Source organism: Lysinibacillus sp. JNUCC 51 (assembly GCF_015999525.1).
GTDB lineage: Bacteria > Bacillota > Bacilli > Bacillales_A > Planococcaceae > Lysinibacillus > Lysinibacillus xylanilyticus.
On sequence record NZ_CP065545.1, the window covers coordinates 2,307,983 to 2,321,881 of the forward strand.

Below are 13,899 nucleotides of genomic sequence, written 5' to 3' on the forward strand. Positions count from 1 at the left end.
AAACTTTCTTGTTCTTTCAAAACTGGATAAACGGTGCATTGAATGTTTCAAACGTTTTGGTTAAGTCCTCGATCGATTAGTATTCGTCAGCTCCATGTGTCACCACACTTCCACCTCGAACCTATCTACCTCATCGTCTTTGAGGGATCTTACTTACTTGCGTAATGGGAAATCTCATCTTGAGGGGGGCTTCATGCTTAGATGCTTTCAGCACTTATCCCGTCCACACATAGCTACCCAGCGATGCCTTTGGCAAGACAACTGGTACACCAGCGGTGTGTCCATCCCGGTCCTCTCGTACTAAGGACAGCTCCTCTCAAATTTCCTACGCCCACGACGGATAGGGACCGAACTGTCTCACGACGTTCTGAACCCAGCTCGCGTACCGCTTTAATGGGCGAACAGCCCAACCCTTGGGACCGACTACAGCCCCAGGATGCGATGAGCCGACATCGAGGTGCCAAACCTCCCCGTCGATGTGGACTCTTGGGGGAGATAAGCCTGTTATCCCCGGGGTAGCTTTTATCCGTTGAGCGATGGCCCTTCCATGCGGAACCACCGGATCACTAAGCCCGTCTTTCGACCCTGCTCGACTTGTAGGTCTCGCAGTCAAGCTCCCTTGTGCCTTTACACTCTACGAATGATTTCCAACCATTCTGAGGGAACCTTTGGGCGCCTCCGTTACCTTTTAGGAGGCGACCGCCCCAGTCAAACTGTCCGCCTGACACTGTCTCCTGCCCCGCTAAGGGGCATGGGTTAGAATTTCAATACAACCAGGGTAGTATCCCACCGACGCCTCCTTCGAAGCTGGCGCTCCGAGATCTCTGGCTCCTACCTATCCTGTACAAGTTGTACCAAAATTCAATATCAGGCTACAGTAAAGCTCCACGGGGTCTTTCCGTCCTGTCGCGGGTAACCTGCATCTTCACAGGTACTATAATTTCACCGAGTCTCTCGTTGAGACAGTGCCCAGATCGTTACGCCTTTCGTGCGGGTCGGAACTTACCCGACAAGGAATTTCGCTACCTTAGGACCGTTATAGTTACGGCCGCCGTTTACTGGGGCTTCAATTCGCAGCTTCGCTTGCGCTAACCACTCCTCTTAACCTTCCAGCACCGGGCAGGCGTCAGCCCCTATACGTCACCTTACGGTTTTGCAGAGACCTGTGTTTTTGCTAAACAGTCGCCTGGGCCTATTCACTGCGGCTCTCATGCGCTTGCACGCTCAAGAGCACCCCTTCTCCCGAAGTTACGGGGTCATTTTGCCGAGTTCCTTAACGAGAGTTCTCTCGCACACCTTAGGATTCTCTCCTCGACTACCTGTGTCGGTTTGCGGTACGGGCACCTCTCACCTCGATAGAGGCTTTTCTTGGCAGTGTGAAATCAGGAACTTCGTCCATACGGACTCGCCATCACAGCTCAACGTTACAGTGTGCGGATTTGCCTACACACACGCCTTACTGCTTGGACGCGCATATCCAACAGCGCGCTTACCCTATCCTACTGCGTCCCCCCATTTCTCAAACGGTGAGGAGGTGGTACAGGAATATCAACCTGTTGTCCATCGCCTACGCCTATCGGCCTCGGCTTAGGTCCCGACTAACCCTGAGCGGACGAGCCTTCCTCAGGAAACCTTAGTCATACGGTGGACGGGATTCTCACCCGTCTTTCGCTACTCATACCGGCATTCTCACTTCTAAGCGCTCCACCAGTCCTTCCGATCTGACTTCAACGCACTTAGAACGCTCTCCTACCACTGACATCGTAGATGTCAATCCACAGCTTCGGTGAATCGTTTAGCCCCGATACATTTTCGGCGCAGCGTCACTCGACCAGTGAGCTATTACGCACTCTTTAAATGATGGCTGCTTCTAAGCCAACATCCTGGTTGTCTGTGCAACGCCACATCCTTTTCCACTTAACGATTACTTTGGGACCTTAGCTGGTGGTCTGGGCTGTTTCCCTTTTGACTACGGATCTTATCACTCGCAGTCTGACTCCCGTGTATAAATATCTGGCATTCGGAGTTTGTCTGAATTCGGTAAACCGGGATGGCCCCCTAGTCCAAACAGTGCTCTACCTCCAGTATTCTCATCACGAGGCTAGCCCTAAAGCTATTTCGGAGAGAACCAGCTATCTCCAAGTTCGATTGGAATTTCTCCGCTACCCACACCTCATCCCCGCACTTTTCAACGTGCGTGGGTTCGGGCCTCCAGTAAGTGTTACCTCACCTTCACCCTGGACATGGGTAGATCACCTGGTTTCGGGTCTACGACCACGTACTATTTCGCCCTATTCAGACTCGCTTTCGCTGCGGCTCCGCCTTCTAAAGCTTAACCTTGCACGTAATCGTAACTCGCCGGTTCATTCTACAAAAGGCACGCTATCACCCATTAACGGGCTCTAACTACTTGTAGGCACACGGTTTCAGGATCTCTTTCACTCCCCTCCCGGGGTGCTTTTCACCTTTCCCTCACGGTACTGGTTCACTATCGGTCACTAGGTAGTATTTAGCCTTGGGAGATGGTCCTCCCGGATTCCGACGGAATTTCACGTGTTCCGCCGTACTCAGGATCCACTCAGGAGAGAACGAACTTTCGACTACAGGGCTTTTACCTGCTCTGGCGGACCTTTCCAAGTCGCTTCATCTAACTCGCTCTTTTGTAACTCCGTATAGAGTGTCCTACAACCCCAAGAGGCAAGCCTCTTGGTTTGGGCTCTTCCCGTTTCGCTCGCCGCTACTCAGGGAATCGATTTTTCTTTCTCTTCCTCCAGGTACTTAGATGTTTCAGTTCCCTGGGTCTGCCTTCAAGACGCTATGTATTCACGTCAAGATACTACGCGATTAAACGTAGTGGGTTCCCCCATTCGGAAATCTCCGGATCAAAGCTCACTTACAGCTCCCCGAAGCATATCGGTGTTAGTGCCGTCCTTCATCGGCTCCTAGTGCCAAGGCATTCGCCGTGCGCCCTTAATAACTTAACCAAGTTATTAAGCCTATAAAAAAACTTAAAAAATAAATGTGTTTGTTACAATTTCAATGTCGTTTTATCCAGTTTTCAAAGAACAAGTTTTGAAGTATTTCATTCGTAAGAATGAACCTTCAAAACTGAACGCAAAACGTAATCTTACAAACCCTAGGTTTGTATTCCGAAAATATCCTTAGAAAGGAGGTGATCCAGCCGCACCTTCCGATACGGCTACCTTGTTACGACTTCACCCCAATCATCTATCCCACCTTCGGCGGCTGGCTCCAAAAGGTTACCCCACCGACTTCGGGTGTTACAAACTCTCGTGGTGTGACGGGCGGTGTGTACAAGGCCCGGGAACGTATTCACCGCGGCATGCTGATCCGCGATTACTAGCGATTCCGGCTTCATGTAGGCGAGTTGCAGCCTACAATCCGAACTGAGAACGACTTTATCGGATTAGCTCCCTCTCGCGAGTTGGCAACCGTTTGTATCGTCCATTGTAGCACGTGTGTAGCCCAGGTCATAAGGGGCATGATGATTTGACGTCATCCCCACCTTCCTCCGGTTTGTCACCGGCAGTCACCTTAGAGTGCCCAACTAAATGATGGCAACTAAGATCAAGGGTTGCGCTCGTTGCGGGACTTAACCCAACATCTCACGACACGAGCTGACGACAACCATGCACCACCTGTCACCGTTGTCCCCGAAGGGAAAACCATATCTCTACAGTGGTCAACGGGATGTCAAGACCTGGTAAGGTTCTTCGCGTTGCTTCGAATTAAACCACATGCTCCACCGCTTGTGCGGGCCCCCGTCAATTCCTTTGAGTTTCAGTCTTGCGACCGTACTCCCCAGGCGGAGTGCTTAATGCGTTAGCTGCAGCACTAAGGGGCGGAAACCCCCTAACACTTAGCACTCATCGTTTACGGCGTGGACTACCAGGGTATCTAATCCTGTTTGCTCCCCACGCTTTCGCGCCTCAGCGTCAGTTACAGACCAGAAAGTCGCCTTCGCCACTGGTGTTCCTCCAAATCTCTACGCATTTCACCGCTACACTTGGAATTCCACTTTCCTCTTCTGCACTCAAGTCCCCCAGTTTCCAATGACCCTCCACGGTTGAGCCGTGGGCTTTCACATCAGACTTAAAGGACCGCCTGCGCGCGCTTTACGCCCAATAATTCCGGACAACGCTTGCCACCTACGTATTACCGCGGCTGCTGGCACGTAGTTAGCCGTGGCTTTCTAATAAGGTACCGTCAAGGTACAGCCAGTTACTACTGTACTTGTTCTTCCCTTACAACAGAGTTTTACGATCCGAAAACCTTCTTCACTCACGCGGCGTTGCTCCATCAGGCTTTCGCCCATTGTGGAAGATTCCCTACTGCTGCCTCCCGTAGGAGTCTGGGCCGTGTCTCAGTCCCAGTGTGGCCGATCACCCTCTCAGGTCGGCTACGCATCGTCGCCTTGGTGAGCCGTTACCTCACCAACTAGCTAATGCGCCGCGGGCCCATCTTATAGCGACAGCCGAAACCGTCTTTCAGTATTTCGCCATGAAGCAAAATAGATTATTCGGTATTAGCCCCGGTTTCCCGGAGTTATCCCAAACTACAAGGTAGGTTGCCCACGTGTTACTCACCCGTCCGCCGCTAACGTCGAAGGAGCAAGCTCCTTCTCTGTTCGCTCGACTTGCATGTATTAGGCACGCCGCCAGCGTTCGTCCTGAGCCAGGATCAAACTCTCCATAAAAAGAAATTTGATTAGCTCAAATTGTTTTGCTGGCATCATGTTTGATGTCCAAATTTTGTTTCTTTTACTAACTCAAGGTTAGCTACTAAAAACTTTATTGATTACGTTTTGCTTGTTCAGTTTTCAAGGTTCATTTCGTTGTTGTTTTGTTTCAACAACTTTTACAGTATAACATTTTTCATTTTCATTGTCAACTCTTTTTTAGAAGCTTTTTTCACTTCTTCAAAAGCAACAACTCTTATATAATATCACTCTACGTTTTCAATGTCAACATCTTTATTTAATGTTTCTTTGAATCCGTTTCGTTTCTTGCGTTGTCTTAACGACAAGTAATAATTTATCATGATTCCGATATAACCGCAAGTGTTTTTTACTATAAAATTATCTTTTTTTATAAATATAGAATCAGTGAGCTATTTTACGATTTTTCGAGCACTAAATAATTCTTATAATCTTCTAGCTATCACTATATTTGTTTTACTATACATCTCTTTCTCATAAATCTCAACAAACTAAATAAGAAGAGTATCAAAAATAGGGCTTTTTTCAAAGATACTTTCTAAAACTCCCATTGGTAAAGCATCGAAGATATCAAAAACACATCTGAACCCGCAATTACCCTAGCAAATACTCGGCCACGAAAAAAGGAGCCAAAGTGTTCACTTGCACCTCGACTCCTACTTATTCATGTTGTTACTTTTTTAACCTTATTGTTCCGCTACAGAAAACAAGAAAAAAGAAATCATAATAAGATACAATAATATTCCCTTTTCAAACGCAGCATCCAAAATTGAAAGAAGTTAAAGAAAAAACTTAAATCTAAAATTCAACCAATCTTAATTATTTTCTTTATCAGCTACATCTAAGCACCAAGTGAAATTATCCCACGCAGAATACCAGCCACTGAAAATTTCAGATGAATCATCCCAACGGACATCGAATTTCTTCTGACCGTTTAAATCCACTAAATATAAAGTAAGAGTTGGATCTGACTTAGAAACCGCCAATTTCATACCATGTTCAAGCTCTTCCTCAGTTAACAGGACATCTGAAACTGAGCGTACTTGTGCTTGTTCAAATACTTGTTTGTTAAAGATTTTATAATTCATTATAAGCCTCCAATAAAACTTTTGATAATGTCTATTTCTATTTAATCTGCAAATTATAGAACTCTAAAAGTATACCTTATATTCAATCATCATTTAAATACTCTACTTAATTCTTTCTAATTAAAACTATTAAATATTTACTATTTCATTGTAGAAGATACAAAACAGGAGTCTTAGTGCTTTTTCTACACCTCGACTCCTGCCTTTTCAAGATAACCTTTTAATAAAGCTATCTTTCAGTTTGTAAACCCGCTGAAAAATAACTTAAACCAACATTCATCTCACCATCTATAGAGGCGGGAGATGAATGCTGAAAGAAATTAAAACTACTATTTAGTAGTATGACGCATCGTTGGGAATAATAATACGTCGCGAATTGATGGTGAATTTGTAAGAAGCATGATTAAACGGTCGATACCAATACCTAATCCACCTGTTGGAGGCATACCGTATTCTAATGCTTCAATGAAATCATTGTCCATTTCGTGTGCTTCATCATTACCAGCTGCTTTTTCAGCTAACTGAGCTTCAAAGCGCTCACGTTGGTCAATAGGATCATTTAGTTCTGTAAAGGCATTTGCATGCTCGCGTCGAACGATAAATAGTTCGAAACGGTCTGTGAAACGCTCGTCCTCTGGATTTTTCTTTGCTAGAGGTGAGATTTCTACTGGATGACCATAAACAAAAGTAGGCTGAACAAGAGTCTCCTCAATCTTTTGTTCGAAGAACTCATTAATAATATGCCCTACTTCATGTGTTTCTTTAACTTCTACTCCATGCTCTTTAGCAAGCGCTTGAGCTTGTTCCTTAGTCATAGGTTGCCAGAAGTCTACACCTGTAGCTTCTTTTACTGCATCTACCATATGAACTCGTTTCCATCCTACAGCAAGATTAATTTCATCTTCACCGTATTGAACTGTAGTAGTACCTAAAACCTCTTGAGCTACATGAGCAATAAGGTTTTCAGTTAGAGACATAATATCTTTGTAATCCGCATAAGCTTCATACAGCTCTATCATTGTGAATTCAGGGTTGTGGCGTGTTGAAATCCCTTCGTTTCGGAAAACACGACCAATTTCATATACTTTCTCTAGTCCACCAACAATTAGACGTTTCAAATGCAGCTCGATTGCAATACGCATATATAATTCCATATCAAGTGCATTATGGTGTGTAATAAACGGACGAGCCGCCGCACCACCAGCAATTGTATGAAGCATTGGTGTTTCTACTTCTAAATATCCTGCATTATCTAAATAATTGCGAATAGCACGGATAATTTTAGAACGCGTAATGAATGTTGTTTTACTATCCTCATTCGTCATTAAATCTAAATAACGTTGACGGTAACGTTGCTCAACATCTTGTAAGCCATGGAACTTTTCAGGCATAGGGCGTAGAGCTTTTGATAGGAATGTAAATCCTTCAGCTTTTACTGAAAGCTCTCCTACTTGTGTGCGGAATACATTACCACGAATCCCTACGATATCGCCTAGGTCAGCTTGTTTAAATAATTCATATGCTTCTTCGCCAACATGATCCTGACGAACGTAAATTTGAATTTGGCCACCTAAATCTTGAATATGTGCAAAGCCAGCTTTCCCCTTACCGCGTTTCGTCATAATACGACCCGCAATAATTACTTCTTGAAGGTTTTCCTCTAGCTGCTCTTTCGTTTGATCTGCAAATTGTTCACGTACTTCTGTTGATAAATGCGTACGTTCAAAACGACTACCAAATGGATCTTGACCATTTTCTCGAATAGCCGTCATTTTTTGGCGTCTCACCAAAAGCTGATCATTTAATTCTTCTATGTTTGACACTTGTTTCACTCCTTATTAAATTGTCCGCGTTGCGTTTACGTCCATAATATTTCTATTGTACACAATTTTATTGCTGTAATCATCTGTTTCGATTTAATTTCCATAAGAGAAGAAATGATTAATAATTCTAAAAATTAAAGTAGCAGAAAAAAAGACGTCTCATAACAAACGGTGAGACGTCTCTTCAATGTAATCAATTATACCTCGGGAATAAGGCTGTAAGAAGTTAAAGAACTAATTGTTTCGCTTCTGGTACTATTAATTTAGATTCAAGCTCTTCATAGTCTTGTACAATTCCATTTAATAGCGCACGAAGCTCTACCGCAGTTTCCGTTTGGTTAATCGCTTTACGTGCTTTACCATTACCACGAATACCTTTTAAATACCACGAAGCATGTTTACGCATTTCACGTACCGCCACAGATTCTCCCTTTAATTGCATAAGGCGTTCAAAGTGAAGCAAGCACACATCGATTTTTTCACGTACACTTGGCTCTTCCTTTAGCTCACCAGTTTCAAGGTATTGAACTGTACGATAAATCATCCATGGATTACCTAAAGCCGCGCGTCCAATCATTACTGCATCCACCCCAGTAGTATCAAGCATACGTTTTGCATCTTGAGGAGTTTCTACATCACCATTACCGAGCACAGGAATTTTCACATTTTCTTTCACTTGACGGATGTAATCCCAATTTGCTTTTCCTTCGTACATTTGTACACGTGTACGTCCGTGAACAGCTACTGCTGAAGCACCAGCACGTTCGACAGCTTGTGCGTTCTCAACAGCAAAGATATGCTCGTCATCCCAACCAATACGCATTTTTACGCTGACAGGTTTTTTTACTGCATCTACAACAGCTGCTACCATTTCATATAATTTATTCGGATCTAAAAGTAAACGGGCACCCGCTTCACATTTAATAATCTTATTAACTGGGCAGCCCATATTAATATCGATAATATCTGCATTTGTGTTTTCATCTACATACTTGGCCGCTTCCACTAGTGTTGTCTTATCACCACCAAAAATTTGCAATGAAAGTGGATTTTCACGCTCATCGATATAAAGCATGCCTAGTGTTTTTGCATTCTTCTGGACAATCCCTTTATCACTAATCATTTCTGCATATACTAGCCCTGCTCCGAACTCCTTAACAGTTAAACGGAAAGCAGAGTTACAGATTCCTGCCATTGGTGCTAATACGACACGGTTGTCCATGACTATATCGCCAATTTGAAACGGCTTCTCAGTTGTCTGACTCAACGTTGTTTTCCTCCTTCTAGAGGTTTTCAACTATTCCTCTATATAAATATCTATCGTTAATGCTATGCAAATCAATTATGCCTAGGTATAACCTGCGCCCAGATGCTTTAAGCGGATGTTTGGATACCCACTGACATAAGTTATAGGCAATCAATACAACAATAATCTTTGACTACCAGATTAAAAACTTAATTAACAGACTGCATAATTTTTAGCTCTACTGATGCAAGCCATAAATTTACGCCTTCTTTTTCACAATCCATCTGTCGCATTATATCATGTGCCCTTTGCAGTTGTTTTCCAACTGGTGCAGGCGTAATTTCTATTAGTGGTACTAATACGAAAGCTCGCTCGAACATTCTTGGATGTGGAACAATTAAGCTCTCTGTTTCAATATTTTCGTGATTGTACAGTAGAATGTCAAGGTCTATGATTCGAGGGCCCCATCGAAATTCACGAACACGCCCAAGTTCACTTTCAACCCATTGGCAAATTTTTAGCATATCGGAAGATGAATAACTCGTTTTAATATGAACAGCAATATTTAAAAAATCTGCTTGGTCAGTGTAGCCTACAGCAGCTGTTTCATAAACAGAAGAAATGTGTACAACTTCAATTTCCTCTTTGCCTTTTAAAAGGGTAACAGCATCTTGTAAGTTTTCAAATCGATCTCCCATATTTGTACCGATTGATAAATACACATCATTCATTAGAAATCACCTCTCGTTACCTCTACCGATACTTCTTTATAATAACCATGGATTGGCGGGTCTGGTTTAATAAGCTCCACGCGAACACCCTTAACCTTTTCTGAGTATGTCTCTAAAATACTGTTTGCTATTTTGGATACAAGTGCTTCAATAAGCTTGAACGGCTCTCCTTCTACGATGTCACGGCATAACGCATAAACCTCTGCATAGTTTACCGTATGATTTAGGTCATCAGTCTCTCCAGCCTTTGTCATATCTACAGCAAGTGAAACATTGGCACGGAAGCGTTGGCCGAGTGTTGTTTCCGCTGCTAACACACCATGATAGCCGTAAAACTGCATATCCTTTAAATGAATATAGTCCATCACGCTTCCTCCTTATAAATACGCTTACCAACTAAAATATCAGCCATATGAGTAGCTCGCGCCATTTCCTTTACATCATGCACACGAATCATATGGCAGCCTTTTTCAATACCGTAAACAACTGTTGCTCCAGTTCCTTCTAAACGCTCCTCAACCGGTAGCTTTAAGACATTTCCAATCATTGATTTACGTGAAGTTGCTAGCAAAACAGGATAACCCATTGCAACTAAGTCATCTAAATGCTGCATCATTTCTATATTTTGAGCGGTAGTTTTCGCAAAGCCTATGCCCGGATCTAAAATAATATGGCTATCTGGTATACCCGCATCCCTAGCAATAGTAATACTCTTCTCTAAGTCGGCCTTTGCCGCCATCCAGAAGTTAGCACCATAATCAGTGTTGTCTCGATTATGCATTAAAATAATCGGTACATTTAAGTCTGCAGCAACATGAGCGATCTCAGGTTCGGCTTGCGCTCCCCAAATATCATTAATAATATGTGCACCGGCTTCAATGGCTGCACGAGCTACATTCGCTTTATACGTATCAACCGATATAACTGCTGGCACTTCGGCTACTAAAGCTTGAATAACTGGTACAATTCGTGCAATTTCATCTTCATCGGAAATACGTTCATAACCCGGGCGTGTTGATTCTCCGCCAACGTCAATAATTTTAGCGCCTTCAGCTACCATTTTTTTCGCTTGTGCAACAGCAGCTTCAACGTTATTGTATTTTCCTCCATCTGAAAATGAATCTGGTGTGACATTTAAAATACCCATTACAAAAGTTTCTGCTGTATAGTCTAACGTGATACCGTTAATAGTTAATGGTGTTGTATATTTTTCTAGCATGTTAACTCTCCTTCTATTCTTGTTCCACTTCATCGACAAATGCTTCATGTAAACACGAATAAACAGGCCCTTTATTGCCTAATAACTGCTTGCTCTCTAATTTAAGAATTGGAACAAGCTCTTGTATAGAGTTAGTAATAAAGCACTCTGAACTTTGCTCTACATCCTTTTTAGTAAAGAAACCTTCTCTTACCTTAATCCCTCGAGATTGCGCTCGCTTAATTACCCACGCTCGGATAATTCCAGGTAAAATACCAGTCTCTAAGGAAGGCGTATATAGTATATCATCTTTCACCCAAAAGATATTTGATGTTACACCTTCAGCAACAAAACCATTTTCCGTTAAAAAGAAGCCCTCTTGTTGCGCCAAAGATGGCATCTCAAAACGCCCAAGAACGTTATTGCCATAATGGTGCGATTTCACTCGAAGCCCTTTTTCAGGAGTATTACGCGGTGTTACAAGCCACTGTGCGGTTTTTTCCATACCTCGAGGTGTGTCATGTAATTCTTTGCGAAAAACAATAACATTCGGTTGTCTATATTCAGTAGGCTGTAAACCGATACTATGCTCTCCAGCTGAGACATTTATTCGGAAATATCCATCCTGTCCGTCGTCCTGTTCATTTAATCGCTGAACAACATTAAGTAAATCCTCTTCGGTATACGGCATATGAATACGATATTGAGAAAGTGCGGTTTGCAACCTTTCCATATGCGCTTCCCAACAAAATACCTTTCCCTTATACGTTCGAAACGTTTCAAAAAAGCCTAACCCGTATAAAAATCCATGATCAAATGGTGAAATGCGCAAATCCTGCGCCGCTTCGTAATCTCCATTCATCCAGCACAGCATTTACTTCGCTCCCTCAACATACAAATCTATAAACTGGCGTAGAAGCTTTTTACCTTGCTCTGTCATAATCGATTCAGGATGGTACTGCACTCCCTCAATTGGATAGTCCTTATGACGAATGCCCATAATTTCTCCTTCTTCTGTCCATGCCGTCACTTCAAAACATGCCGGTAACGATTCCTTCTCTACAATTAAGGAGTGGTAACGAGTAGCTGCAAATGGATTTGGCATCCCCTTATGCAAACCTATTTCAGCATGAAGCACAGGTGATGTTTTGCCATGCATCAAACGCTCAGCTCGTACAACATTCCCTCCGAATACTTGGGCAATGGCTTGATGGCCAAGACAAACGCCTAAAATCGGAATATTTCCCGCGAAATACTTAATAATGTTCAGACTTTCACCCGCTTCATTCGGGCTACACGGGCCTGGTGAAATGACAATCATATCTGGTGCAAGCTGCTCAATATCTTTCACCGTTAATGCATCGTTTCTTTTTACCACTAATTCATGACCAAATTCCCCAAAATACTGTACAAGGTTATACGTAAAAGAATCGTAGTTATCAATCATTAAAATCATTTTGCTCGCTCCTCTGCCATTGCCTTTGCCTGCCACATCGCCTTCGCTTTATTTAAAGATTCCTGGTATTCTCTTTCCGGTACAGAATCAATAACAATGCCTGCCCCTGCCTGAATATGCGCTACTCCATCTTTAACAAATGCCGTACGAATAACAATATTAAACTCCATATCACCTGTGAAGCCTAACCAGCCAATTGAACCAGTGTATAATCCTCGTCTTACAGGTTCTAATTCTTCAATAATCTCCATCGTACGAATTTTAGGTGCACCTGTTATTGTTCCTCCTGGGAACATGGCACGGATAACATCTGCATTCGTTTTCCCTTCAGCTATTTCTCCTCGTACATTGGAAACAATGTGCATCACGTGTGAATAGCGTTCAATCACCATAAACTCATCTACTTCAACAGTCCCATATGTAGATACTCTCCCTAAATCATTACGCTCTAAATCAACAAGCATAACATGTTCAGCACGTTCCTTATCGTTATCAATCAATTCCTGCGCTAACGCTAAGTCCTCTGCCTCAGATTTCCCTCTTGGTCGTGTACCAGCGATTGGTCGAGTAGACAACTCATTACCGTGACGCTTCACCAAAAGCTCAGGTGAACCAGAAACGACAGCAAAGTCAGGCGCTTCTATATAAGCCATGTAAGGTGAAGGATTAAATGCACGTAACGCTTCATAAACATCCATTGCAGTTGCGTTTAACTTTTTGGATTGACGTACCGACAAATTCACTTGAAATACATCGCCTTGCGCTATGTATGTTTGGATTTTACTTACCGCTTCCTCAAAGGCAGTCCCAGCAAATGATACTAACAATTCACTTTCGTCATTCACTATTTCTACAGCGCTTGTTTTTTCAAATTTACGTGTAAGCAATCCCTCTTGCGCGGCCTCTTGCCACACATTAGCCCATTCTTCCAAATTCACATTACAGTCTTCTAGCTTCATAAGTGTTACTTTATTTGTTTTCACATCGTGTACTGCCCAGCAATCAAAAATATAAAAATAGATCTCTGGTATTTGTAAATCATCTACAGCAGTATTGGGTAACACTTCAATTTTACGAGCGTAATCGTATGCCACAAAACCGATAGCCCCACCTTGAAAAACCGGAAGCTCAGAATTATATGAAATGTGATAGTTCTCCACTAATTTCTCTAACAACGCAAGTGGTTCACCGTTTAAATTTTGAGTCTCACCATTTCTCCAATTTACAAGTAAACCATTCTCGATTGATCGTGCTATGGCCAGCGGATTCCAAGCAGCTATTGTAAAATTTCCTCCGCGTCCACTTTCTAAAAATACATGTGCTTGTTCTGCTTCTGTTTGCTTCTTATAACTATAAAAAAATGAGTCTGCATCCATCGATATTGTTTTAGTCAGTATTGTCTTCAAGTTGCTATTCCCCTTTAAGTCATATGATGTGATTCCATCTTAACTTGAATATTGTTTTGAAGCGAATATTTTTCAATTACCATATAAAATTAAACCCTTTTAGCAATTGTTTTATGTAGCGTCAGCCACAAGTGTCTTTTGACCCCCAAAAAAAATATGTATTTTAACTTTATAAATTGTCTAAAAGAGTGGCTTTTGCTATATTAATATTAA

General features: G+C 42.7%; 9 protein-coding genes and 2 rRNA genes. All 11 read right to left on the minus strand.

The features are described from left to right. Positions 1-56 precede the first annotated feature (56 nt). A 23S ribosomal RNA gene (locus JNUCC51_RS11095) occupies positions 57-2,984 on the minus strand. A 181-nt stretch (positions 2,985-3,165) separates the two neighbouring features. After that, positions 3,166-4,717, minus strand: a 16S ribosomal RNA gene (locus JNUCC51_RS11100). The 16S and 23S rRNA genes sit together here, the layout of an rRNA operon. Positions 4,718-5,553: 836 nt before the next feature. Continuing rightward, positions 5,554-5,826: a hypothetical protein gene (locus JNUCC51_RS11105; RefSeq protein ID WP_100545882.1), complete on the minus strand. Its 273-nt coding sequence runs from the start codon at positions 5,824-5,826 to the stop codon at positions 5,554-5,556. Between the two features lie 329 nt (positions 5,827-6,155). Then, positions 6,156-7,658, minus strand: coding sequence for a lysine--tRNA ligase (lysS, locus tag JNUCC51_RS11110; protein ID WP_198516223.1), 1,503 nt, complete (start codon positions 7,656-7,658; stop codon positions 6,156-6,158). Positions 7,659-7,875: 217 nt separating this feature from the next. After that, on the minus strand, positions 7,876-8,916 hold the full coding sequence (gene dusB, locus JNUCC51_RS11115) for a tRNA dihydrouridine synthase DusB (protein WP_337992014.1): 1,041 nt from the start codon (positions 8,914-8,916) through the stop codon (positions 7,876-7,878). 188 nt (positions 8,917-9,104) lie between these two features. Continuing rightward, positions 9,105-9,626 carry a 2-amino-4-hydroxy-6-hydroxymethyldihydropteridine diphosphokinase gene (gene folK / locus JNUCC51_RS11120; RefSeq protein ID WP_337992015.1) on the minus strand — a complete coding sequence of 174 codons (522 nt, stop codon included), beginning with the start codon at positions 9,624-9,626 and terminating at the stop codon, positions 9,105-9,107. Then, positions 9,626-9,991: a dihydroneopterin aldolase gene (folB, locus tag JNUCC51_RS11125; protein ID WP_049667388.1), complete on the minus strand. Its 366-nt coding sequence runs from the start codon at positions 9,989-9,991 to the stop codon at positions 9,626-9,628. Before folB ends, folK begins: the two co-directional genes overlap by 1 nt. Continuing rightward, positions 9,991-10,845 carry a dihydropteroate synthase gene (folP, locus tag JNUCC51_RS11130; protein ID WP_337992016.1) on the minus strand — a complete coding sequence of 285 codons (855 nt, stop codon included), beginning with the start codon at positions 10,843-10,845 and terminating at the stop codon, positions 9,991-9,993. Before folP ends, folB begins: the two co-directional genes overlap by 1 nt. Positions 10,846-10,858: 13 nt before the next feature. Then, positions 10,859-11,698, minus strand: coding sequence for an aminodeoxychorismate lyase (gene pabC / locus JNUCC51_RS11135; RefSeq protein WP_337992017.1), 840 nt, complete (start codon positions 11,696-11,698; stop codon positions 10,859-10,861). Continuing rightward, positions 11,699-12,280 carry an aminodeoxychorismate/anthranilate synthase component II gene (pabA, locus tag JNUCC51_RS11140; protein WP_337992018.1) on the minus strand — a complete coding sequence of 194 codons (582 nt, stop codon included), beginning with the start codon at positions 12,278-12,280 and terminating at the stop codon, positions 11,699-11,701. Next, on the minus strand, positions 12,277-13,686 hold the full coding sequence (gene pabB / locus JNUCC51_RS11145) for an aminodeoxychorismate synthase, component I (protein WP_443136986.1): 1,410 nt from the start codon (positions 13,684-13,686) through the stop codon (positions 12,277-12,279). Before pabB ends, pabA begins: the two co-directional genes overlap by 4 nt. Positions 13,687-13,899: the final 213 nt, after the last annotated feature.